The sequence below is a fragment of the Amycolatopsis thermalba genome, from assembly GCF_003385215.1.
Taxonomy (GTDB): Bacteria; Actinomycetota; Actinomycetes; order Mycobacteriales; family Pseudonocardiaceae; genus Amycolatopsis_E; species Amycolatopsis_E thermalba.
In genome coordinates this window covers 1-22,687 of record NZ_PQHW01000010.1, presented here as the reverse complement: position 1 = coordinate 22,687, position 22,687 = coordinate 1, and the positions used below count along the sequence as shown (strand labels likewise).

The 22,687-nt window shown below is 69.5% G+C and carries 24 protein-coding genes and 2 pseudogenes; 14 read left to right on the top strand and 12 right to left on the bottom strand.

Annotation, left to right across the window (positions count from 1 at the left end):
• Complete coding sequence (locus D0D15_RS06705; RefSeq protein WP_094007298.1) at positions 1-1,143, bottom strand: acyl-CoA dehydrogenase family protein; 1,143 nt, start codon at positions 1,141-1,143, stop codon at positions 1-3.
• On the bottom strand, positions 1,143-2,009 hold the full coding sequence (locus tag D0D15_RS06700) for a 3-hydroxybutyryl-CoA dehydrogenase (RefSeq protein ID WP_094007299.1): 867 nt from the start codon (positions 2,007-2,009) through the stop codon (positions 1,143-1,145). Before D0D15_RS06700 ends, D0D15_RS06705 begins: the two co-directional genes overlap by 1 nt.
• 356 nt (positions 2,010-2,365) lie before the next feature.
• Between D0D15_RS06700 and D0D15_RS35855 the strand changes: the two genes are divergently transcribed.
• The 3 genes from D0D15_RS35855 (at position 2,366) to D0D15_RS36925 (ending at position 4,149) form a co-directional block, all read left to right on the top strand.
• Positions 2,366-2,521, top strand: a complete 156-nt coding sequence (locus D0D15_RS35855) for a hypothetical protein (RefSeq protein WP_158224464.1) — start codon at positions 2,366-2,368, stop codon at positions 2,519-2,521.
• Positions 2,522-2,831: 310 nt separating this feature from the next.
• Positions 2,832-3,113 (top strand): hypothetical protein, encoded by a 282-nt coding sequence (locus D0D15_RS36930; protein ID WP_233157403.1) that lies wholly within the window; start codon positions 2,832-2,834, stop codon positions 3,111-3,113.
• Positions 3,114-3,255: 142 nt separating this feature from the next.
• The gene (locus tag D0D15_RS36925; RefSeq protein ID WP_338024610.1) at positions 3,256-4,149 is read left to right on the top strand and encodes an alpha/beta hydrolase; all 894 of its coding nucleotides are present in this window, start codon (positions 3,256-3,258) and stop codon (positions 4,147-4,149) included.
• Positions 4,150-4,379: 230 nt separating this feature from the next.
• Here the strand turns inward: D0D15_RS36925 and D0D15_RS06690 are convergent, their stop codons facing one another.
• The 5 genes from D0D15_RS06690 to D0D15_RS06670 all read right to left on the bottom strand — a co-directional run bounded on the left by D0D15_RS06690 (position 4,380) and on the right by D0D15_RS06670 (position 8,581).
• Positions 4,380-4,712: a MaoC/PaaZ C-terminal domain-containing protein gene (locus D0D15_RS06690; RefSeq protein WP_094007331.1), complete on the bottom strand. Its 333-nt coding sequence runs from the start codon at positions 4,710-4,712 to the stop codon at positions 4,380-4,382.
• 47 nt (positions 4,713-4,759) lie between these two features.
• Positions 4,760-5,497 (bottom strand): SDR family NAD(P)-dependent oxidoreductase, encoded by a 738-nt coding sequence (locus D0D15_RS06685; RefSeq protein ID WP_094007301.1) that lies wholly within the window; start codon positions 5,495-5,497, stop codon positions 4,760-4,762.
• A 110-nt stretch (positions 5,498-5,607) separates the two neighbouring features.
• On the bottom strand, positions 5,608-6,651 hold the full coding sequence (locus tag D0D15_RS06680; RefSeq protein WP_094007302.1) for an NAD(P)-dependent alcohol dehydrogenase: 1,044 nt from the start codon (positions 6,649-6,651) through the stop codon (positions 5,608-5,610).
• Positions 6,648-7,067, bottom strand: coding sequence for an NUDIX domain-containing protein (locus tag D0D15_RS06675; protein ID WP_094007303.1), 420 nt, complete (start codon positions 7,065-7,067; stop codon positions 6,648-6,650). The genes D0D15_RS06680 and D0D15_RS06675 overlap by 4 nt, the downstream gene beginning before the upstream one ends.
• Positions 7,067-8,581 carry a class I adenylate-forming enzyme family protein gene (locus tag D0D15_RS06670; RefSeq protein ID WP_094007332.1) on the bottom strand — a complete coding sequence of 505 codons (1,515 nt, stop codon included), beginning with the start codon at positions 8,579-8,581 and terminating at the stop codon, positions 7,067-7,069. The genes D0D15_RS06675 and D0D15_RS06670 overlap by 1 nt, the downstream gene beginning before the upstream one ends.
• 148 nt (positions 8,582-8,729) lie before the next feature.
• Here D0D15_RS06670 and D0D15_RS06665 point away from each other — a divergent pair, with 148 nt between their 5' ends.
• The 9 genes from D0D15_RS06665 (at position 8,730) to D0D15_RS06625 (ending at position 17,154) form a co-directional block, all read left to right on the top strand.
• Positions 8,730-9,317: a TetR/AcrR family transcriptional regulator gene (locus D0D15_RS06665; protein WP_094007304.1), complete on the top strand. Its 588-nt coding sequence runs from the start codon at positions 8,730-8,732 to the stop codon at positions 9,315-9,317.
• 93 nt (positions 9,318-9,410) lie between these two features.
• Positions 9,411-11,282, top strand: coding sequence for a sigma-54-dependent Fis family transcriptional regulator (locus D0D15_RS06660; RefSeq protein WP_094007305.1), 1,872 nt, complete (start codon positions 9,411-9,413; stop codon positions 11,280-11,282).
• 109 nt (positions 11,283-11,391) lie between these two features.
• A complete protein-coding gene (locus D0D15_RS06655) occupies positions 11,392-12,216 on the top strand; it encodes an enoyl-CoA hydratase/isomerase family protein (RefSeq protein WP_094007306.1) in 825 nt (274 codons plus the stop codon).
• A gap of 22 nt (positions 12,217-12,238) precedes the next feature.
• Entirely contained in the window at positions 12,239-13,420 is a 1,182-nt protein-coding gene (locus D0D15_RS06650; protein ID WP_094007307.1) for an acyl-CoA dehydrogenase family protein, read from the top strand.
• Positions 13,421-13,435: 15 nt separating this feature from the next.
• Positions 13,436-13,954 (top strand): flavin reductase family protein, encoded by a 519-nt coding sequence (locus tag D0D15_RS06645; RefSeq protein WP_094007308.1) that lies wholly within the window; start codon positions 13,436-13,438, stop codon positions 13,952-13,954.
• On the top strand, positions 13,951-15,072 hold the full coding sequence (locus tag D0D15_RS06640) for a 3,4-dihydroxy-2-butanone-4-phosphate synthase (RefSeq protein ID WP_094007309.1): 1,122 nt from the start codon (positions 13,951-13,953) through the stop codon (positions 15,070-15,072). The genes D0D15_RS06645 and D0D15_RS06640 overlap by 4 nt, the downstream gene beginning before the upstream one ends.
• Positions 15,073-15,095: 23 nt before the next feature.
• A complete protein-coding gene (locus D0D15_RS06635) occupies positions 15,096-16,274 on the top strand; it encodes an acyl-CoA dehydrogenase family protein (RefSeq protein WP_094007310.1) in 1,179 nt (392 codons plus the stop codon).
• 8 nt (positions 16,275-16,282) lie between these two features.
• Complete coding sequence (locus D0D15_RS06630; protein WP_094007311.1) at positions 16,283-16,729, top strand: hypothetical protein; 447 nt, start codon at positions 16,283-16,285, stop codon at positions 16,727-16,729.
• On the top strand, positions 16,726-17,154 hold the full coding sequence (locus D0D15_RS06625; RefSeq protein ID WP_198958315.1) for a MaoC family dehydratase: 429 nt from the start codon (positions 16,726-16,728) through the stop codon (positions 17,152-17,154). The genes D0D15_RS06630 and D0D15_RS06625 overlap by 4 nt, the downstream gene beginning before the upstream one ends.
• A 65-nt stretch (positions 17,155-17,219) precedes the next feature.
• On the opposite strand, the gene D0D15_RS06620 is transcribed toward D0D15_RS06625, so the two are convergent.
• From D0D15_RS06620 to D0D15_RS06600, 5 genes and pseudogenes are all read right to left on the bottom strand, one after another.
• Positions 17,220-17,525: a putative quinol monooxygenase gene (locus tag D0D15_RS06620; protein ID WP_233157404.1), complete on the bottom strand. Its 306-nt coding sequence runs from the start codon at positions 17,523-17,525 to the stop codon at positions 17,220-17,222.
• Between the two features lie 155 nt (positions 17,526-17,680).
• Positions 17,681-17,853 (bottom strand): annotated as a pseudogene (locus tag D0D15_RS06615) (integrase core domain-containing protein); the annotation flags it as partial.
• Positions 17,854-18,133: 280 nt separating this feature from the next.
• Positions 18,134-18,901 carry an SDR family NAD(P)-dependent oxidoreductase gene (locus tag D0D15_RS06610; protein WP_094007313.1) on the bottom strand — a complete coding sequence of 256 codons (768 nt, stop codon included), beginning with the start codon at positions 18,899-18,901 and terminating at the stop codon, positions 18,134-18,136.
• A 2-nt stretch (positions 18,902-18,903) separates the two neighbouring features.
• Positions 18,904-19,840: pseudogene (locus D0D15_RS06605) on the bottom strand (phosphotransferase family protein).
• An 89-nt stretch (positions 19,841-19,929) separates the two neighbouring features.
• Positions 19,930-21,120, bottom strand: a complete 1,191-nt coding sequence (locus D0D15_RS06600; RefSeq protein ID WP_094007314.1) for an acyl-CoA dehydrogenase family protein — start codon at positions 21,118-21,120, stop codon at positions 19,930-19,932.
• 114 nt (positions 21,121-21,234) lie between these two features.
• Between D0D15_RS06600 and D0D15_RS06595 the strand changes: the two genes are divergently transcribed.
• The gene (locus D0D15_RS06595) at positions 21,235-21,807 is read left to right on the top strand and encodes a TetR/AcrR family transcriptional regulator (RefSeq protein ID WP_094007315.1); all 573 of its coding nucleotides are present in this window, start codon (positions 21,235-21,237) and stop codon (positions 21,805-21,807) included.
• Between the two features lie 263 nt (positions 21,808-22,070).
• On the top strand, positions 22,071-22,394 hold the full coding sequence (locus D0D15_RS06590; RefSeq protein ID WP_094007316.1) for a hypothetical protein: 324 nt from the start codon (positions 22,071-22,073) through the stop codon (positions 22,392-22,394).
• The last annotated feature ends 293 nt before the right edge of the window (positions 22,395-22,687 follow it).

Here is a 22,687-nt window from a genome sequence, read left to right as displayed (position 1 = left end):
TCAGCCCTTCAGCAGCGCGCGGGCCATGACCATCCGCTGGATCTGGTTGGTGCCCTCGTAGATCTGGGTGATCTTCGCGTCGCGCATCATGCGTTCCACCGGGAAGTCGCGCGTGTAACCCGCGCCGCCGAAGAGCTGGACCGCGTCGGTGGTCACCGACATCGCCACGTCGGAGGCGTAGGTCTTCGCCGCGGAGGCCATGAAACCGGCGCGTGCGTCGCCGCGTTCGGAGGCTGCGGCGGAGGCGTAGACGAGGTGCCGGGCTGCCTCGATCTTCGTGCCCATGTCCGCCAGCATGAACTGCACGCCCTGGAACTCCGCGATCGCGCGGCCGAACTGCTTGCGCTCCTTGACATACGCCACCGAAGCATCGAGTGCGCCCTGCGCGATGCCCAGCGCCTGCGCCCCGATCGTCGGGCGCGTGTGGTCCAGCGTGCGCAGCGCCGTCTTCAAGCCGGTGCCGGGCTCGCCGATGATGCGGTCCGCGGGGATGGTGCAGTTCTCGAAGTAGATCTCGCGCGTCGGCGAGCCCTTGATGCCGAGCTTGCGCTCCTTGGGGCCGACCGAGAAGCCCGGGTCGTCCTTGTGCACCACGAACGCCGAAATCCCGTTCGACTTCTTCGGCGCGTCCGGGTCGGTGACCGCCATCACCGTGTACCACGTGGACTCGCCCGCGTTGGTGATCCACGCCTTCGTGCCGTTGAGCACCCACTGGGCGCCGTCGAGCCGGGCCCGCGTGCGCATCGACGCGGTGTCCGAACCGGCCTCCCGCTCGGACAACCCGTACGAGGCCGTCGCGCCGGCCGCGATCTCCGGCAGCACCAGCTTCTTCAGCTCGTCCGACGCGGACAGGATGATCGGCTGCGTGCCGAGCTTGTTGACCGCCGGGATCAGCGACGCCGACGCGTCGACGCGCGCGACCTCCTCGATCACGATGCACGCCGCGATCGCGTCCGCGCCCTGCCCCTCGTAGGAGTCGGGGATGTGCACCGCGTTGAAGCCCGCGCTGTTGAGGGCCTTCAACGCCTCGTGGGGAAAGCGTTCATCCTCATCGACATCTGCGGCATGCGGCGCGATCTCACGCTCGGCCATGGCGCGTACGGCGGCGCGGAGTTCTTCGTGCTCGTCGGGCAGGTGGTACATCAGGCGTCCTTCCGGTAGTCGTAGAAGCCGCGGCCCGATTTGCGGCCCAGCAGTCCGGCGTCGACCATGCGCAGCAGCAGCGGCGGGGGAGCGTAGAGCGGTTCTTTGAACTCCGCGTACATCGACTCCGCCACGGCCTTGGTGGTGTCCAGGCCGATCAGGTCGGCCAGCCGCAGCGGCCCCATCGGGTGGGCGCACCCGTGCACCATGCCGCCGTCGATGTCCTCGGCCCGGGCGAACCCGGATTCCAGCATGCGGACAGCCGAGAGCAGGTAGGGGATCAGCAGCGCGTTGACCACGAACCCGGCGCGGTCCTGCGCGTGCACCACGGTCTTGCCCAGCGTCTTCGTGGCGAAGCCCGCCGCCCGCTCGCGCGTCTCGTCCGTCGTCAGCAGCGACGGGATCAGCTCGACGAGCGGCAGCACCGGCACCGGGTTGAAGAAGTGGATGCCCACGACCTGCCCGGCACGCCCGGTCGCCATCGCGAGCTTCATGATCGGGATGGAGGAGGTGTTCGACGCCAGGATCGCGTCCGGCCGCTCGACGATCTTGTCCAGCCGCTCGAACACGCCGGTCTTGATCCGCTCGTCCTCGGCGACGGCCTCCACGACCAGGTCCCGGTCGGCGAAGGCGTCGAAGTCCACGGTGTAGGACAGCCGCGCGGCCGCCGCCGACGAGTCCTCGGCGGACAGCTTCCCGGCCTTCACGGCGCGCTCCAGCGACTTGCCGATTCGCGCGCGTGCCGCGTCGAGAGCCGTTTCACCGACCTCGGCGACCACCACGTCCAGGCCCGCCCGGGCGCACACCTCGGCGATGCCCGAGCCCATCAGCCCGCCGCCGACCACACCGACCTTCGAGATGTCCATGACGCCCCAGACTAGTAGGAAGCCCTACTGTTGGACATAGTACTGAAAGCGATCCGGCTCACGGTACGCCTGACCCGACTGAACCGTTGCCCCGTGGGAGGCGAGGGCGACTCTCAGCGGTAGTCACTGATGACAGTCGCCTCAGACGAGCTGCGGCCCAGCCACTCCTGCCCGCGACTACCGGATCGCCGGGCGCCTGCTACCGCACGGCGGGTTCCTGACGGCGGAGAAGGGTGTCACTGTCGGGCGGCGCGACTGCGTCGGGTCCGGGGCCCCCTGCGAGGATGTCAGCCCGCCCCACACGCGCCTGGCCGTCGTGAGCTGCCTCATGGATCGCGGACAGTGAGGTGGTCTCAGTGACTTTCTCGCGCAGTTCGGCCGTGCCCGAAATGGGTGAGGACGAGGGCGGTTTCGACGGCGTCGCCGATTGTGCGAGTGCTGGCGGTGAGGTGGCGCACCGACAGCCTGCGGACGGTGAGCAGCGCACCGGCCAGATCCTCGACGTCGCCTAATTCGACAAGGCCTGAGCTCGCCGCAGGTCCACGACACCGGCTCGAAACGTTCGTTTCAGGCCGGTTTCGCTGCGCTCTGAAAATAGCCTCATCCCGCTGGGACTGTAGCGGTTTGCGACAACTGCGCACCCCGTCGCACTGCGACTCTGTTCCTGTGCACCGCTGCCGTTTCATCACGATCGCACGGCCGGGTCGCCGGTGGAGCTCCCACCGCGACCGCACCCGCCGCCGTGGCGGACCACGGTCCTATTTCTCCGGAGAAACCGGCGAGCGTCGTCGGAAACGTGACGAGGAGGACACGTGACGGCCCATGACGGCGTTCATTCAGGGGCCGCTGGAGACCATGCACATGCCGATGATCGAGGAGTACCGCAAGACCTACCACGACACCCACGGTGGTGAGGCCCTGCGCGTCGCCTACCAGGCCTGCGTGAGCTACTACCTGGCCTGCCTGGAGCACTACGAGGTCGGTGGACGGCACTTCGAGCACACCAAGGGCTACCGTCTGCGGCGCCGACGTCAACGCGCGGATCTGGGGCACTCCCGACGAGCAGATCGCCAAGCACGAGGAGCGCAAGGCCGTCGCCGGTGAGTACGAGGTCATTTCGGTGTTCCAGTACGGCGGGCTGTGCGGCGAGACCGCCGCGGAGGGTTGCGAGCTGGTCACCCGCGAGGTCAAGCCGGCGCTCGAAAAAGATGTGACCGATCAACGACGATCGAACAGGAGAGATTTCATGGCGAGTTCCGAGGTGGGTCGCGCCCGCACGTTGCTGGCGCACCTGGTCTCGGAGCCAGAGGCCACAATGGACGACTACCGCAGGCTCTACGACGAGGTCCTGGCCAACTTCGAACTGCCAGGGGATGCCGAGGTCGAGGAGGTCGACGCCGGCGGCGCGGCCGCCATCTGGGTGAGCGCGCCGGGCACGGCCCGCGACCAGGTGGTCGTCCTGGTGCACGGCGGTGGCTGGTGCATGGGCAACGCCAAGGGCTACCGGGAGTTCGGGTACCGGATCTCCGCGTCGGCCGACGCCCGCGTGCTGGTCGTCGACTACCGCCTGGCGCCGGAGAACCCGTTCCCGGCGCCGGTGGATGACGTCGTCGCCGCTTACCGGTGGGCGCGCGAGCAGGAGGGCGTGCGGCGGGTGGCTCTCGTGGGCGACTCGGCCGGTGGCGGACTCGTGGTCTCGGCCCTGGTCAAGCTGCGCGACGATGGCGCCCCGCTGCCGAACGGGGCCGTCGTGTGCTCGCCGCTGGTGGACCTGGCGGGCGAGGGAGCCTCGCTCACCGACCGGGCCCACCTCGACCCGTTGCCGGCCAAGACACTGGTCGAAGCCATGGGCGGCGCGTACCGGGGCGGGGTGGACCCCAAAGACCCGCTCGCCTCACCGCTGTACGCCGACCTGAGCGGGCTCCCCCCGCTCCGGGTGCTCGTCGGCACCGACGAGGGTCTGCACGACGATTCGGTGCGGTTGGTGGACAAGGTCCGCGCGGCTGGCGGGGAAGCGGAGCTGGAGATCGGCGAAGGCCTGGTGCACATCTGGCCGGTCTTCAACTTCCTGCCCGAGGCGCAGGCGTCCACCGAACGGATCGGCGAGTTTCTGCGCAAGCGGTTCGCCAACCCGGCTTGATCGGTTCGTTTCCGGCGTCCGCCACGTTGTCGCGCATTGCGACATCCGGGGCGGGCGCCGTTTCCGTGGCGTCATGCCAGGTGCGGTGCCCGACTGCTGCGCACCAATGTGGACGGCGGGTTCCTCTGCACTCGCGAGGCCGCGACATCGGGAGGTCCACGGTGACCACGTCAGCGCCCGCCGCCGCGAGCCGTTCCGTGGTCGTCAGCCCGAGTCGGACGCTCCACCGATCACCAGCGCGACCGATCCGGTTGTCTGCATGTCTGTCCTTTATGGTCCAGCGAAGTAGCGGTACACCGGATGCGCCACACAGCCCGGTTCCCGGCCGGCACCGGGGCCGGGAACCGGACCCGGTCCAGGCCGTAGTTGACGACCACGGTGGTCTCGCGGACGGTGAGCAGCGCGGCGAACAGCGGTCCCACGCGGGACAGGGGGAGGCGGCCGTGGGTGATGGGCTCGCCGAACGGGCCGGCTTGCGCGCGCTCGACCTCGACGTGGGCCGTCCACTCGGCACCAGCCCTGGACCCGGATCGATCAGGACGACGCAACACCTTCGGTCGCATCACACATGACGAGCAGTGGATACTCCCCGGTGCGGTGGTGCGGTCGCCTACTGGGCGAGGTAGCCGCCGTCCACGGGAACGACAGCGCCGGTGACGAACGAGGCGGCCGGAGACGCCAGGAACGCCACGACGGCGGCGACCTCGGCCGCGGTGCCGAGCCGGCCGAGCGGGTGGGCCGCGGCCAGCTGTCCCCGGGTGTCGTTGTCCGGGTTGCGTAGCAGGGGGGTGTCGACGAATCCGGGAGCGACGGCGTTGACCCGGACCCCCGTGGTGGCGGACTCCAGCGCGGCCGTTTTCGTCAAGCCGAGGAGCCCGTGCTTCGACGCCACGTAGGGGCTCGCGCCGGGGGTGGCGACCAGGCCCATGACCGAAGCCACGTTCACCACGGAACCGCCCGGGGTCATCGTGGGAATCTCCGCCCGCATGCACAGGAAAGCACCATCCAGGTTCGTCGCCAGGACTCGCCGCCACTCCGCTCGGTCGGTGCGTCCGGTCGGTGCCCTGACGGGCATGCCCACCCCGGCGCAGTTCACCGCGATGTCGAGCGGCCCCAGCTCCCGTACCGCTGCGTCGACCATCTCGCGGACTTCGTCGTCCTCGGTGACGTCGGCGGCTACGGGCAACGCGCCGGTGAGCTCGGACGCGACCGCCTTGGCGGCGGCCGGGGAAAGGTCCGCGACCGCGACACGCGCTCCCAACGCGGCCAGTTCACGGGCACAGGCCGCACCGATCCCCGAGCCGCCTCCGGTGACGAGGGCGATCTTGCCGGTCAGGTCCACATCCATGTCCGCTCCTGTCGGGTTCGGGGCGCCGGGTCGTTCTGACAGCGCAGTGCGCGGTTTGACGCTAGGGCGAGGCCGTCTCGCGCGGATGTCGCTTTTCACTACACGCCGGTTCACCGATCGCGGCCTGGCGTCACCACTGCCCGGCCGCGGACCGCTCCCGACGCCAGCCGGTCGTAGGCCAGGGGTGCCTCGTCGAGCGAGCAGGTCTCGACTTCGATCCGGAGGTGGCCGACGCGTGCCAGTTCCGTCACTTCCCACAGCTCCGGGCGGCTTCCCCAGAAGGGCGCGCGGACCGTGGCATCGAAGGGGAGACTCCGGTAGCCGACCGGCAGCCGTCCCCGGCCGGCGCCCACGATGACGATGTCCCCTTCCGTGGCGACCACGCCTCCGGCCAGCTCGACGGTTCGCTGCGAACCGACGAAGTCGAAGATCGCGTCGGCGCCACCTCCTCCGGTGAGGTCACGAACCGTCTCCGCTGCCCGCTGATCGCCGGGGATCGCGTGGTGAGCGCCGACATCCACCGCGAAGCGGAGCTTGTCCTCGGCGATGTCGATGGCGATCACCGTCGCCGTGCTGATCGCCCGGAGGATCTGGATCGCGGCGTGACCGAGGCCCCCGGCGCCGATGACGACGGCGAAACGGCCGGCCCCGAGCTTCGGCGAGGACTGCTTGACGGCGTGGTAGGCGGTGAGCCCCGCGTCGGTGAGGGACACTGCCTGCACCGGGTCGAGACCCCCGAGCGGGATCAAGTGCCTTTCGTGATCGACGAGCAGGTACTCCGCCATGGCGCCGGGGCGAGCGATGCCGGGCGGGCGGACCCCGTCCGGGTGCGAGCAGTAGTTTTCCTTGCCCTGTGAGCAGTTCCGGCACTGTCCGCAGCCCCACGGGCCGTACACCAGTACCGGATCACCGACCGAGAAGTGGCCGGCACCGTCCCCGGTCGCGGCCACCACCCCCGCCGCCTCGTGTCCGAGTGTGAGCGGCAACGGGCCGTAGCGGTACTCGTGCTCGGAAACCGACATGATGTGCAGGTCGGAGTGGCACGTCCCGGCCGCCGTGACCCTGATCAGCACCTGACCCTTCCCGGCGACCGGTTCGGGCACGTCGACGAGTTCGGGACGGCCGCCGAAACGGCGGTACTGGAGCGCTTTCATGCTCCGTCCAGCAGGAGTCCGGGCCGGCCGACGGCGGAAAGCACGTCCCACAGCCAGGGGACGATGTCCAGCTCGTCGATGTCCGCCGGTCGCACCCACCGGTACTCGTCGTGCTCCCAGTTCAGTTCCAGCGCATCGCGCGCGGTGCGGAACAGGAACGGGAACACCTGCCACGTCGCGCCGCGCGGGCACAGCCGGACCAGCCGATCGCCACGGCGGGCCAGGACGACGTCATCGCCGCCGAGCCCCGTTTCTTCGACGAGTTCGACCCGCGCGTGGTCCAGTGGATCGGCACCGGCCGGGAGGTAGCCGGTGACGCAATGCCAGCGGCCGGCGTCGCCGGTGACCAGACGGCTGCGTTTGAACAACGCGACCCGGTCGCCGGCGAGCAGGACCGCCGCGACGACGTCCGGCATCAGTGGTAAGTCTTCTTCAGCGCCGGCCGGTCGATCTTGTTCGTCGCCGTCCGCGGGATCGAGTCGACGACCTCGATCCGCCGTGGGCGCTGCAGGCCCCGCAGGTTCGGGTCGCTCTCGCAGAAGGTGGCGATGTCCTCGGCGGTCACTCCCGGAGCGCGTGGGACGACGATCGCGGTGACCTGCTGGCCGAACCGCTCGTGCGGGGTGCCGATCACCGCGACCTCGCGGATGTGGGGGCAGGCCGCGAGGTGGGTTTCGACCATCTGCGGATAGACGTTCTCCCCACCGCTGATGATCATGTCGTCGGCGCGGTCGACGAAGTAGAGGTAGCCGTCCGCATCCGCTCGCACGAGGTCGCTGGTGCGGTACCAGCCGTCCGGCGTGAACCGCGTGGCGTTGGTGTCGGGTAGCCGCCAGTACCCGGGCGTCACCGCGTCACCGCGGACCCAGAGCTCGCCCACCTCGCCGGGGGCGGCGTCGCGGGTGCCACCCCCGGACACGATCCGGGTCTGCACGATCTGGTGGAGCGGGACACCCAGGGAACCCTCACGACGAGGTTGGTCCAGCGGTTCGGTGACCGCGAGTCCGCTCTGCTCGGTCTGCCCGTAGATGTTCACGGCGACGATTCCGGTCGCATCGGTGAGTGCCTTCAACTTCGTCTGGGGGAGTGCGGAACCACCGACGGCGCACACCCGGATGGAGTCGAGCGGGACGCGGTCGTCGCCGAGGAGGTTGATGATGTCGTACATCATCGCCGGGACGAGCGCGACGATGCTGGGCCGCAGACCGACGACATCGTCGAGCCATTCCTTGACCTGCCAGCGCCGCAGCGTGACGGTTCCACCCGCCAGGAGTATCGGCAGGGAGATCAGTTGCAGGCCGCCGACGTGGAACAGCGGCGTGCACACCAGAGCGTGGTCGTCCTCGGTCAGCGACCACACGTCGATGGTCGCCTCGCACGCGGCCGTGGTGTTGCGGTGGGTCTGCCAGACGCCTTTCGGCTTGCCGGTCGAACCGCTGGTGTACATCAGCAACGCGTGGTCGTCGTCCAGCCGCGGGACGATCGTCCCGGCCGGCGCGGTGGCGATCGCGGTCTCGAAGGACAAGGCGGCGTGGTCGGCGACGCCCACCGAGATGATCCGCTCGGCAACGGGCAGGCCGTCGAGCGCATCGCGCAGCTTGGGCACGTCGGCTGCCGGGGTGACGATCCAGGTCGTCTCGGAGTCCTCGGCGGCGTGTCGCAGGGCCGCCGGATGGAACAGGTAGTTGAAGGGCACCACGACCGCGCCTGCCTGCCAGATGCCCAGCAGGGCGACGATCCACTCGCGCTGGTTGTGCATGTAGATCCCCACGCGCTGGCCCGGTGTCACACCCTGGGACAGGAGGAACCCGGCGAACCGTGCTGCCTGGTCGAACAGTGCGCCGTAACTCAGGTCGGTGCCGAGGTGGCTCACTGCCACCTGGCCGGGGCGACGGTCGGCAACTCGTCGCAACGATGTCAGAACGTTCATCGTGACCTCCATCGGCCGACGCCGGCGATCGAGACCTCGGGGAGACGAGGTCGCTGTGGGGCGTCACGGTAAGACCCCGCGGGGCCGCCTGGTTGTCGCAAGGTGCGACAACCGGTAGCGCAGGAAGATTTCGCGCTACTGTCGGCGCATGACACGTTCCGAGGAGACGCGTCGCACTCGTCTGGACGCGGAGGACCGCCGCGAGCAGATCCTCGCCGCTGCCCAGCGGCTGTTCGCCAAGAGCGCCTACCACGCGGTGTCGACCTCTGAGCTCGCCGCGGCCGCGGGCACGACCCGGACGAACCTGCACCACCACTTCGGCACCAAACGTGACCTCTACCTCGAGGTGGTGCGGCGGTTCGCCCGCCTGCCCGATCCGCCCGCCGTCGTGGGACGAGGCGGTGACGCCGCCCAGATGTTCGACCGATGGCTCGACTCCGTGGAGCAGAACCGGGAAACCTACCTGAGCATGATCGGTGTCGGCTCGCCTCGCCGGGACCCCGAGGTGGAGGCGGCGCTCCACGCCGGGATGCGGGCCTGGGAGGACCGGCTCCTCGCCGCCCTGGACGCTCCCGGCACCGAACGCAATCGCGCTCTGGTCCGGGCGTTCCAGGCGATGGTGAGCGCGGCGACCGATGAGTGGCTCCGGTGCGACACGCTCGACCGATCCGACGTTCACGACCTGCTCACCCGCGGCCTGCTGGCACTTCGGACGGAGCCCGCGCGCTCATCTTGACAGTTTGTCAGTAGTGGGCGATGCTGGCGGCGCGATGAGCCGCCGGTTTCCGCGTGCCGTTCTGCTGCTGGTGTCGAGCCCAACGGAGGGTGCATGGTCGTGAACACGATGCCCGGCGACACGCGAGCGGACTCCAGGTCCGGGGCAGTCGTGCTGCCGGGGCGCATTCGCGGGAAAGACGGCCAGTTCGAGCGGATCCGCCGCGTGCGCGACACGTTCCTGGCCACCGGCACCGCCGCCGCGTCCGACGTTCAGGCCGCCGGCATCGCGCCCCACGTGCTCGACTCGTGGCGGCGCTCCGTGGGTTACGGTCTGACATCGAGCGACATCAGGCCCGTGTACGTGGGCGACATCGATCTGGACAACCAGCTGACCCGGGTCGTCGATGCGGTGGTCGGTCAGCGGGACGCGGTGCTGGAGCAGTCCATGTGCGGACTCACGCTCACCGATGCCGAAGGCACGATCCTGCGCCAGTGGGTGCGCGACCCCAAGCTCGGCCGCTGGCTCGAGCGTCATGACATCCTTCCCGCGTTCTCGGCCGATGAAACCGTTCTCGGAACCACGAGCGGTACTTGTCTCCTCAGCGGCCGGCCGACGATGGTGCGAGGGCCGGAGCATTTCGCCGAGGAGTACCACGAGGTGACGTCGGCCGGTGTTCCGGTGGTGCATCCGGTGACCCAACGTGTCGCCGGTTCGCTGAACGTGACCAGCCGCTACGAGGACACGAGTCCGGTCCTGCTGTCCTGGGTGATGGAGCTCGTCCGCGACATCCAGCGAGCGTTCCTGGAGGCCGCGACCCGGCGGGAGCGAGTTCTGCTGGACGCGTACCTGACGGAGAACCGGGATGCGCGCCACCCGCTGGTCGCGCTGAACGAGCAGACGATCATCAGCAACGCGATCGCCGCCAGGCTTCTCACGTCGGTCGACCAGGCGTTGCTCTGGGAACACGCGTCCCGCGCGATCCAGGAGCGCGGGCCGGACGCCAAGCGGCTGGTGCTGACGGACGGGACGGTCGTCTCGGTCGAATGCAGAGAGGTCGGCGACGTGACCGACACCGTCGGCGCGGTGCTCCGGATCCGGCCTGTGGTGGAGCGCGCGGCGCGGGTGGAGGCCGTGTCCCCGGTTCCCGGTTTGGGGCGGCTGGCGGGCAAGGGGCCGCGCTGGCGTGAGTTGTGCCGCCGTGCGCACCGGGTCGGAGCGGGTCCGGTGCTGGTGGTCGGGGAACGGGGGGCGGGCAAGCTGGCCGTCGCTACGGCCGTCGCGGGTGACGCTCCCGTCACCGTCGTCGACGCGGCCGATGCGGCCGCGAACGGCACGCGGGCATGGCTGCGTGAGCTCGAGAGTCACCTCGGGCGGTCGTCCGGCTCGGCCGTGGTGATCCGGAGGTGCGACGAACTCGATCTGCCGACCGCCACGGCGGCCGCCAACCTCATCCGGGCACATCGCAGCGGACCGGTGCGGATTCTCGCCACCGCGAAACACTCCGCGCGCCACGGCGCGGTCTCCCCGTTGCTCACCGAGTTCACCGAAGTCCTGGAAGCGCCCGCTCTGCGTGATCGGCTGGAAGATCTTCCGGTGTTGCTCGATGCGCTGACCGAACCCGCCTTCGAGCGGCTCGGCCGTACCCCAGGACCGGTCCGGTGGATGCCCGACGCGGTGCAGGCACTGTCCCGCCTGGACTGGCCGGGCAACATCACCTCGCTCGCCGCGGTGGTGCTCGAAGTGTTGCGCGGGAACAACAACGGCTACATCAGCGCGGGCGACCTGCCGGTCGATGTGGTGGCCAGTGCTTCGCGCCGTAAACTCGCCGGCCTGGAGCAGGCAGAGGCGACCGCGATCATCGCCGCTCTGCGCGGTGCGGGTGGTAACAAGAACAAGGCTGCCGGCGCCCTGGGCATCGCCCGCTCGACGCTGTACCGCAAGATGCGGGCGCTCGGCATCGACCTGTCGACCATGGCGTTCTGACTCCGGCCCCCTCGGCCGGTGGCATTGCGGCGGAAATGTGTGCCACGATGCGACAACCACGAGGGCCTCATCGCTCCTACGGTTCGTAGCGAACGAGGAGGTGAGGCCGGTGTCGGCCATCGACAACGGTTCGACCACCACGGCGGGGGCCCCGGCCGGGGTTGCGGAGGGCGATGTCGGTTACTCGGTGGACGGGCCGGTCGCGCTGATCACGCTGGACCGTCCATCCGCGCACAACGCGTTGACCATCCACATGATCCGGCGGCTGGCTGAGGCCACCGAAGCCGCGCGCCAGGATGACACGGTGCGGGCGATCGTGCTGACGGGTGCCGGCGACCGGGCATTCAGCGCCGGTGGTGACCTTGGTGAGCTGATTCCCAGGCTCACCAGGGGCGAGTTGGGCATCCTGGTCCCGGACCCGTCCAAACGCTTCTTCTCCGACCTGTTCAAGCCGGTCGTCGCCGCGGTCAACGGATTGTGCCTGGCGGGTGGCTTCGAGATCCTGCTGGGAACCGACATCAGGGTCGCGGCCGAGCACGCGGTCTTCGGTCTGCCCGAGGTGCGGTGGGGGCTGGTGCCCGGAGGTGGCACACACGTCCGCCTGCCCCAGCAGGTTCCCTGGGCGATCGCGATGAAGCTGCTGCTCACCGGTGACCACATCTGCGCGGTGGAGGCCGCTCAGCACGGGCTGGTGACCGAGGTGGTCCCGGCCGCCGTGGTGCGCCAGCGGGCGACGGAGATCGCGCACGGCCTCGCCCGCAACGCGCCGGTAGCGGTCCGGACGGCGAAGGAGATCGCCGTGCGAGCGCTGGGAAACGAACCGCGCTTCGCTCTGGAGCTGGCACTCAACGAGCGAGTGCTCCGCACCGGGGACGCCGTGGAAGGACCGCGCGCGTTCACCGAAAAGCGCGCCCCGAGTTACCGGAACCGCTGAGTCGCCAGGAGAGATACACACCATGAACATTGATGACATGCCGACCGTGCATCCCGGCAAGCGTGAGCTCGTCGCGTCGGTCTTCGAGGCCGTCGAGGGGGTGACCGCGGCCTTCCCGCGGTCGTTGTTCCTGCAGCGAGCCCGCGAGGGCGGCCACGCGCGGGAGCTGTGGGACGCGCTGGTGGCCGCCGATCTGCTCGCCATCGGGGTACCCGAGGAACTCGGCGGAGCCGGAGGCGGGCTGACCGGCACCACCGCCGTGATGGAAGCGCTGGCGCGCGCCGGTGTGCCACCGCTGCAGTACTCGCTCACCACGTTCTCGCGAGAAGCCATTCTCCGGCACGGATCCGAGCAGCAGGTCAAGGACCACGTCGTGGCGACGATGTCGGGCAACCGGAAGATCTGTTTCGGCGTCACCGAGCCGGAGGCCGGCACGAACTCCTTCGCCGCGCGGACGGTCGCCCGGCGCACTTCGGAGGGGACCTACCGCATCTCCGGTCAGAAGGTGTTCATCTCCGGCGCCAACGAGTCCGACCACATCCTGCTGCTCGCCCGGACCGCCCCGCCGGGCGAGAAGGTCGGCCGCAGGCAGGGGTTCGGCCTGTTCATCGTGGACATGTCCCTCCCGGGCATCGAGCTGCGCCGGCTCGACATCGAGTGGTACGCGCCGGAGAACCAGTACGAGGTGTTCTTCGACGACGTCTTGGTTCCCGCGGCGGCGTTGGTCGGGCAGGAGGGGCTCGGGTTCGACCACCTGCTGTCCTGCCTCAACCAGGAACGTGTGACGGTCGCCGCCTGGGCCCTGGGGCTGGGGGAGTACGCGCTGCGCAAGGCTGTGGACTACGCGAAGGTGCGCGCGCCGTTCGGTACGCCGATCGGTGCGCACCAGGCCGTTCAGCATCCGCTGGCCCTCGCCAAGGCCGAGATGGAAGCCGCTCGCCAGGTCATGTACTCGGCCGCTGCTGCTTACGACAACGGGCAGGATGCCGGTGACCAGGCCAACATGGCGAAACTGCTGGGAAGCCGGGCCGCGCTGGGAGCGGTCGAGGCCGCGATCCAGACGCACGGCGGTTCGGCCTTCGTCTACGAGACCGATGTCATCACGGTGTGGCCGATGGTCCGCATACTGCAAATCGCGCCGCTGAACAACGAGTCGATTCTGAACTACATCGGCGAGCGCGTGCTGGGCCTGCCGCGTAGCTGAGACCGGAGGAGTGTCGTGATCACCGTGGATTCGATCGAGCAGCGCCGGACCGTTCTGTGCCAGGCATTCGCCTGCTTCCCCACCGGTGTGACAGCGGTGTGCGCCCTGGCGGAGGAAGGGCCGGTCGGGATGGCCGTCAGCTCCTTCACCTCGGTGTCACTCGATCCGCCGTTGCTGCCGGTCTGCATGCAGAACAGCTCCAGTACCTGGCCCAAGCCGCGGTACCGGCCCAAGCTGGGGTTGAGCGTGCTCGGGGAGGACCAGGCCGCGGCGGGGCGCCGCCTGTCCCTCAAGAGCGGTGACCGGTTCGCCGGCCTGGAGTGGCAGTTGAGCGAAGAGGGTGCGCTGTTCGTGCTGGGCGCCACCGCGTGGTTCGACTGCTCGGTGCACACGGAGGTGGCTGCCGGCGACCACACCGTCGTCCTGCTGGAAGTCAACGATCTCCAGACGAAGCCGGACGTCGCTCCGCTCGTCTTCCACGGCAGCCGTTTCCGCAGGCTGGACGACAACGACCTGGTTGTGGAGGCATCATGACGCTTCACCTTCCCGGCGGCGCGACATCCACCGGAACCGGGGTCGAACGCGCTGTGGCCGCGATGGTTTCCGGCAAGCCGGTCGTCCTGGCCGACGACCGGACTGCCCGGGCGAACGGCTTCCTGGTCATGGCTGCGGAGACGGTGACGACCGGTTCCGCGGCGTTCTTCGTCCGGCACTCGTCCGGTCTGCTGTGCGTGGCACTGCCGGGGGCCGAATGCGATCGGCTGGACCTGCCCGCGATGACCGGGGCCGCCAACGACCCGGACGGGCTGGCGGCATGCGTCACGGTCGACGCGGCAAGCGGTATCTCGACGGGGATCTCGGCACATGATCGCGCTCGAACGGTGGCGCTGCTGGCGAACCCGGAGTCGTCCGAAGCCGACTTCATCCGGCCGGGCCACGTGATCCCGGTCCGCGCCGCCGAGGGCGGCGTGTTCCGGCGCGATGGAGTCGCGGAGGCGGCAGCCGACCTCGCGCGTGCTGCCGGACGCCGCCCGGTGGCACTGTTCGCGGCCCTGGACAGCGCGCTCACCCCGACCGAGCTCGCCCACGGAGCGGAGCTGGACGCCTTCGCCCGCGCTCACGGTCTCGTGACGGTCTCGATCAGCGACGTGATCGCGCACCGCCTGAGTACCGAGCCCCTGGTGTCGCGCAAGGTGACGGCTCGCCTGCCGCTGCAGGCAGGAGTGACCCGGACGGTCGGCTATCACGGCTTGGTCGACGGGGCGGAACACCTGGCGCTGGTCGTCGGCCGGCCCCGGGATGGCGAGGACGTGCCGGTGCACATCCACCTGGAGTGCCTGACCGGCGACGTGTTCGGGTCGTTGCGCTGTGAGTGCCGGTACCGCTTGGACCGGGCCCTGGCGACGATCACCGCGGAGGGTACCGGCGTGGTGGTCTACTTACGGCCCAGTGGAACTGCCGGTCATCGCGGCTCTGCCGTGGGCCGGTTCGACACCGGCCGGATGTTGTCGTCGGTCGCCGCGCACATCCTTCGGGACCTGGGCGTACGTTCGGTGCAATTGCTCACGGACAACGTGGGACACCGGGCGGCACTCCAGGACAGGGGCCTGCCCACCCGTATACACGGCCTGGCCGTTGCGGCGATCTCGTGAACGCGAAGGAGAGACTGGAATCCATGAGCCCTGCAGGGGTGTCGCTGCCGCTTCGGCCGAGCGACGAGGAAAAAGCACTCCGGTCCACGGTCGCGAGCATCGTCGCCAAGTTCGGGCACGAGTACTACCAGAGGTGCGCCGCGTCGGGCGAACCCATGGCGGACCTGTGGGACGAGCTGGGCCGCGGCGGGTTCCTCGGCCTCAACATCCCCGAGGAGTACGGCGGTGGCGGCGCCGGCCTGACCGAGCTCGCGATCGTGCTCGAGGAGTTGTCCGCCGGCGGGTGCCCCGAGCTGGCCATGGTCCTGTCACAAGGCATTGGCGGTAGCGTCCTCGCGTTGCACGGAAGCGCCGAACAGAAACAGCGCTACCTGCCTGGAATCGCCAGCGGAGCCGAAAAGTTCGTGTTCGCGCTCACCGAACCGGACGCCGGCTCGAACTCCCACAACGTGTCGACGTGGGCCAAACGCGACGGCGACACCTGGGTCGTACGCGGCACCAAGTACTACATCTCGGGCGTCGACCACTGTGACCACTTCCTGCTCGTCGCGCGAACCGGCACGGACGAACGCACCGGACGGGGACGGCTCACCCTGTTCATCGTCGACGACCCGAACACGCCGGGCCTGAGCCGGCAACTCATCCCCACAGCGCTCCAGGCCCCGGAACGGCAGTTCACCCTCTTCTTCGACGACGTTCGCCTGCCGGCCGACGCCGTGGTCGGCGAGGCCGGACAAGGACTGGTGGCGCTGTTCGACGGCCTCAACCCAGAACGGGTGCTCAGCGCCGTCATCTGCACCGGTGTCGCGCGATACGCCCTCGACAAGGCCGTCCGCTACGTCAACGAACGCAATGTCTGGGGCGTGCCGGTCGGTACCTACCAAGGTGTGCAGCACCCCCTCGCCGAGGCGGCTATCGAACTGGCGGCGGCGCGGGAGGTGACGTGGCGCGCGGCCGCCGAATTCGATGCGGGCCTGCCGGCGGGAGAGGTGGCGAACATGGCCAAGTTCCTCGCGTCCCGGGCGGGGCACAAGGCGCTGGACACCGCGATCCAGATGCACGGCGGCAACGGCATGGCGCACGAATACGGGCTGGCGGACCTGTGGGGCATCGTGCGCCTGCAGCAGGTGGCACCGGTCTCGACGCAGATGGTGCTCAACTACATCGCGCAGCACACGCTCGGGCTGCCGCGGTCCTACTGAGGGACACGATGACGGCAACACTGGAACACGTCAAATCCTTGGCGGGCACACCGCTGCCCGGCGGCGAACTCGTGATCGAGCCGCACGAGAACGCGATCCTGGAACACGCGGTGCGCGCCCCGGACAGCGATTCGGAGCTCGCCCACCCGATCTGGTTCTCGGTGATCTCCCTGCGCTGCCTGGGCGTGAGTGTCGACGAGCTCTGCGAGATGGCGGGCAAAACCGAGCAGGACACGCTGCTGTTCGGGCAGTGCGTCATCGACCAACGGGAGCCACTGGTCGTCGGGGCTCGCTACCGGGTGGAAGCGAAGATCACCACCACGGGGTCGCGGACGACCCGGGACGGGTCCCGATTGGACAACCTGGACGTGCGCACCGACCTCGCCGCCGAGGACGGCACGGTCGCCGGATCGGTGACGGCCACGTACCTGTTCAAGCGAGGAGCCGGCCGGTGAACGCACAGGACATCCAGGTCGGGGCCAGGCTTCCCGAACGCCACATCACCGCGGTGAACGCGGAACACATCAAGCAGGTCGCGCTCGTGCTGCGCGACTCCAACCCCATCCACTTCGACCTGGAAGCCGTGGCGAAGGCAGGGCTGGGGGACCGTGAGGTCAACCAAGGTGGTTCGACCATGGCTTACGTGCTGGATCTGCTGACCGAGTGGGCTGGTTCGCGGGCCGCACTGCGAACCGTCTCGTGTTCGTTCCGGTCGAACGTGTTCGCCGGCGACGACGTGGTGGTCGGCGGGGAGGTCACCGCGATCACCGAGGACGCCGCCGGGGCACTGGTCGAATGCACGGTGTGGGCGAAGACGAACGGACGCCGCGCGATCCAGGGCAGTGCGACCGTCGCCGTGCCGCGCCGGTCGGCGGGCTGAGCGGCGACGCCACAGACGAAGGCGGCGTTCCGGGGCCAGTGGCCGAGCCCCGGAACGCCGTCTTCTCACAGGGCGCCGAGCTTGTTGTCGCCGGCGGGCAACGGCTGCAGGATGGTGACGCCCAGCGGCTCGGCCAGCAGCGCCTCGACTTCCGCGTTCAACGCGGCGAAGGCCGACCCGGCGCCGTGCGCCCGCAAATCGTCGGACGAGGACCACTTCTCGATCATGACGAAGCCCTCCTTGCCGCGGACACTGCGATGCGCGGCGTACAGCTCGCACCCGCGATCGCGCTGATGGGTGGCGTCGACCGCCTTCAGCAGCGCGGCCTCCACCTTCGCTTCGTGTCCGGCAGCGGGCACGAAGGTCGCCACGACCACAACCGGTTCGGGCTTGTTCACGAGAAGGTCTCCCCTCATCTGAGCCGCGAGCGAGGCGGCGGTGTTGCGCTCGGCCCGAGAGTATCCAGCCGGCGGGCCGGGTGATGTCGCATTCCGCTCCACGAGCGTTCAGATGTACCTGGCCACCAGCTTGGTGGCAGGCGGCTGATGAGCGGTTTCCTCCGAGTGCGCTGTGGTGGCGGACAGTGTTGTAGTGCTCGAGCCAGGGAGCAAAGGCGGCGGCGCGGTCGGAGTTGCTGGTGGTATCCCATTCGGTGGCGAGGGTGCGGTTGAGGCGCTCTTCCTTCCCGGTTTGCCAGGGCCCCGTGACACACCCCGAGTACCGCCCCGGTCACCGCAATCCGATCCGGCCTCGCGCGCCCCGCGGCTGACGGTCAGCGGTTGCCAGATCGGGTCCCCGTGTCCCGGGTTGGAACCGGGTGGCGGGTTCGCGAAAGATGTCACCGGCCGCCCCGATGATCCCGCAAATGGATCGGCCAAGCGATCGTCGTCCCTCAGCCAGTGCTGGAACCATCATCCGTCGCGGGGTCCGGCGCCGGGGCTGAGCTGGACGGGTGACGGCCGCAGCTGACGACAGTCGCTCAGTGGCCGGACATGCCGCCGTCCACTGCGAGGGTGGTGCCGGTGATGTAGGAGGAGGCGTCGCTGGCGAGGAAGACCATCGCGGCGTCGAGTTCGTGCTGCTCGCCGAGCCGCCCGAAGGGGCTGTGCTGCTGGATGAACGGCAAGAACTTGTCATCGGGGATCTCGGCGGTCATCTCGCTGGCGAAATAGCCGGGGGCGATCGCGTTGACGCGGATTCCCTTGCGGCCGCTCCACTGTTGCGCGAGGTCGCGCGTCAGACCGAGGACGCCGGCCTTGCTGGCGGCGTAGGCGGCTTGCGGCGCGTAGGACTTCATCAGGGCGAGCACACTGCTGATGTTGACGATGCTGGCCCCGGGCTGCATGATCCGTCCGCACGCCTGTGCGGCCCAGTAGGCGCCGTTGAGGTTGACGTCGATGACGCGCCGGAAGTCGGCGGGCGACTCGCGCGCGGCGGGGATCGCGGTGCCCACGCCCGCGTTGTTGACCAGGATGTCGAGGTGCCCGAACTCGGCGAGCGCGGCCTGGGCGAGGGCCTCGCAGCTGTCCGGGTCGGCGATGTCGGCGGTCACCGCCAGTGCGTGCCGGCCGAGTGCGCGGACTTCCGCGGCGACCGCGTCCAGACGGTCGGTGCGGCGCGCGGCGAGCACGACGTCGGCGCCGGCTTCGGCCAGCGCGCGGGCGAATCCGGCGCCCAGGCCCGAGCTGGCGCCGGTGACGACGGCGACCTTGCCGTCGAGGCGGAACAGATCCAGCACTCCGGTCATGCTCACGCCTGTCCGATCCGGGCCGCGGCGCGCATCCCCGCCGCGGCGAGGGGGGCGACGGCCTCGCCGACCGAGTCGAAGCCGGACCCGCGGGTCAGCCCCTGCTGATGGCGGGCGTGGATGCCTTCGGCGATGACGGCGATCTTGAAGTAGCCGAGCGCGAGGTAGAAGTCGAGCCGGCTCAGGTCGCGCCCGCTCACCTCGGCGTAGCGCTGGGCGAGGTCGTCGACCGGGGGCAACCGGTCGCTGGTGGACGCGGCGGCGCCGTCGAGCACGGGCGCGAACGCCGGGTCCGAGTACACCAGGTGCAGGCCCAGGTCGGCGAGCGGGTCGCCGAGGGTGGCCATTTCCCAGTCCACCACCGCGCGTGCGGTGGCCGGGTCGTCCGGGTCGAGCATGACGTTGTCGATGCGGTAGTCGCCGTGCACGATGGACGCGTCGCTCTCCTCCGGACAGGCGTCGGTCAGCTTGGTGTGCAGGGCATCGATGTCCCCGCAGCGGGCGGGTGCGGACCCGCAGCCACTGGTCGTGCCAGCGGCGGACCTGCCGGGCCAGATATCCCTCCGGCCGTCCGAAATCAGCGAGCCCCACGGCAGCCGGGTCGGCCGCGTGCAGCCGCGCGAGCACGTCGATCAGCCCGTAGGCGCAGCGCTGGATGTCCCGCTGCGGGTGGGCGTGTAGCTGTTCGATGGTGCGGACGACCACACCGTCGACGTGCTCCACGACCGAGAACGGCACCCCGAGCACGTCGGCGTCGGCGAGCGCCACGGCACGCGCCACCGGCACACCGGAGTCCCGCAGGGCCGCGACCACCCGGTACTCGCGGCCCATGTCGTGCGCGGACGGGGTGAGGCCGCCCAGCGGTGGGCGGCGCAGCACCCACCGGCTCTGCCCGTCGGTGAGCGAGTAGGTGAGGTTGGACCGGCCACCCTGGAGCATCTCGGCGGACAGGTGCCCGGCGAAGCCGGGAACGTTGCGGGTGAAGAACTCTTCGAGCGCGGGAAGGTCGAGTCCGTCCACTGTGGAGGTCATCGAGCGCTCTTCTCGTGGCGGCGCAGCACCCGCCGCGCGATGGCCCAGCGGTGGGTCTCCGAGGGGCCGTCGTAGATGCGGAAGGGCCGGACTTCGCGGAGGAACCGGCTCAGCAGGACGTCGCCGGAGATGCCGAGGGAGCCGCAGATCTGGATGGACCGGTCGACGACGCGCCAGATCGCTTCGGCGCAGAAGGTTTTGGCGATCGAAGTGGATTGCGAGGCGTGCTCGCCCTGGTCCAGTTCCCAGCAGGCCCGCAGGATCAGGCCGCGGGAGGCGGCGATGTCGATCTCGTTGTCGGCGATCATCTGCTGCACCATGCCGAGGTCGCCGAGCCGGGACCCGAACAGCTGCCGTTCCGCGGCCCGCGCGACGGCGATGTCCTGCGCGCGCCGGGCGATGCCGAGCCAGCGCATGCAGTGGGTCATCCGGGCGGGGCCGAGGCGGACCTGCGCGTAGCGGAAGCCCTGGTCGACCTCGCCGAGGACCGCCTCGTCGGGCACCAGGCAGTCGTCGAAGACCAGCTCGATGTGCCCGCCGTAGAGGCTCTCGTCGAGGGTGTCGATGTGCCGGATGATCTTCAGCCCGGGGTTGTCCTCGTCGACGAGGAACATGGTGGCGCCGCCCGCGTCACCGGGCTCGCCGGAGGTGCGGGCCATGCAGATCGTGAACCCGGCGCCCTCGGCGCCGGTGATGAACCACTTGCGGCCGGTGATGCGCCAGCCGCCCTCGATGCGTTCGGCCCGCGTCGTCAGCGCACCCGGGTCGGACCCGGCGCCGGGGGCCGGCTCGGTCATCGCGAAGCACGACCGGATCTCCCCGGTCGCCAACGGCCGAAGGTAGCGCTCCTTCTGCACGGGAGTCGCGATGGCTTCGAGCATGTGCATGTTGCCCTCGTCGGGCGCGGCGATGTTCAGGGCGAGCGGGCCCAGCAGCGAGTACCCGGCCTCCTCGAACACCGCGGCCCGGCCGCGCATGTCCAGCCCGTGGCCGCCGAACTCGGCGCCCACGTGCGGGGCGAACACGCCCGCGTCCTTCGCGGCGCGCTGCAGCTGCTCGCGGACCTCGTCGGAGTGCACGACGCCCCGGTGCTCCTCCTCGACGGGAATCACCACGTCGCGGACGAACTCGGCGGTCCGCCGGGCGAGCGCGGCGACATCGGGTTCCGGCGTGAGGTCGACGGCCATGACACCTCCAATGGCTAATGAACGTTAGCCGCGACTATAGGGGCTTTCCCTGCAGATCGCGCGTGTTCTGGCTCACTTGGCTATGATTAGTTAGCCGTCGCGAGGGAGGTAGCTGTGGACCGGCTAGGCCACATCAGGGACGCCGCGCTCGACCTCTTCACCCGCAAGGGGTTCGAGGCCACCACGATGAGTGACATCGGCGCGGCGGTGGGGATCCGCGCGCCCAGCCTCTACAAGCACGTCGCGTCCAAGCAGGACCTGCTCGCACAGATCATGGTCACGACCATGGGGAACCTGCTCGCGGCGCACCGCACGGCCGTCGCGAACGTGAGCGACCCGGTCGAACGGCTCCGGCGCGCGACCGAGGCCCACGTCCGCTACCACGCCCGGCACCGCTTGGAGGCCTTCGTCGGCACGCGGGAGATCCGCGGCCTGACCGAACCGCACCGGGGCCGGGTACTGGAGCTGCGCGCCGAGTACGAGGCCTGTTTCCGCGCCGTCGTGCAGGCCGGCGTCGACGCGGAGGTCTTCCACGTGGACTCCGTGCGCCTGGCCTCCTACGCGATCCTCGACCTCGGGATGGGCGTCGCGGTCTGGTACCGCGCCGACGGTGAACATCCCGAGGATGCGGTGGTCTGGCAGTACAGCGAATTCGCCCTCCGCCTCGTCGACGCCCCTCGGACCTGACCCGACTCACCGAAGATCAGTTTTCCTCCTGAGGACCGCCGCATCGCCCGGAGTCGATGTGCCCCGAGAATCTCGGACGCGGTGACAGACCACTCTGATTCCAGGGAGGATGCAGAGCATGCTGACACCGAAGAAGTACAGCGATGGGTTGCGTGAGCGGACGACGCGGATGGCGCTGGAGGGAATCGCGGCCGAGGGTCAGCGGATGGCGGTTATCCGTCGGGTCGCGGGCCAGTTGACGTGCACCCGAAGGCCTTGCGGGCGTGGGTCAAGCGCGCCGGGATGATGCGGCGTGGATTGCTGAGCTGGAGCGCGAGGTGCGTGAGTTGCGGCGGGCGAACGAAAACCTGAAGACGGCCTCGGCGTATTTCGCCGCCGCGGAGCTCGACCGATTTATCATCCGATCGTTGGTGGCCGCGGTTGGCGATCAATCGGGGGATGTCGAGATCACCGTCGCCGAATACGTCGCCTGGTGCAACCATCGCCGCATCCACGGTGAACTCGGTCAGCGCACCCCGGCTGCCGTCGAAGCCACCAACCGGCCCTCACACTACGATCAGTCCCGCGAGCCCGCCCGGGCCCGATGACAGACAACGGAACCTGCACCAGACCTGGGGCGCATCGCCGAAGCCGGTCCCTCACCCGTGACGGTTCAGACACCAGCAGACCCTTGGCGCCACCACAACCACCTAACTACCCGGCCTTGTCTCTAATGCGGAAAACCTCCGCCATCCTGGACGAGGCATTGGCCGGGGGTCTATCCCGTGATCGGTGTTTCTGGCGGTTCGGTTAGTAGGTTTCGGCGGCCGGCCAGCGGTCACCGAAGGTGATGGCGAAGGCGTTGAGTACGGGTTTCCAGCGCATCGTCCATCGGGCGCGG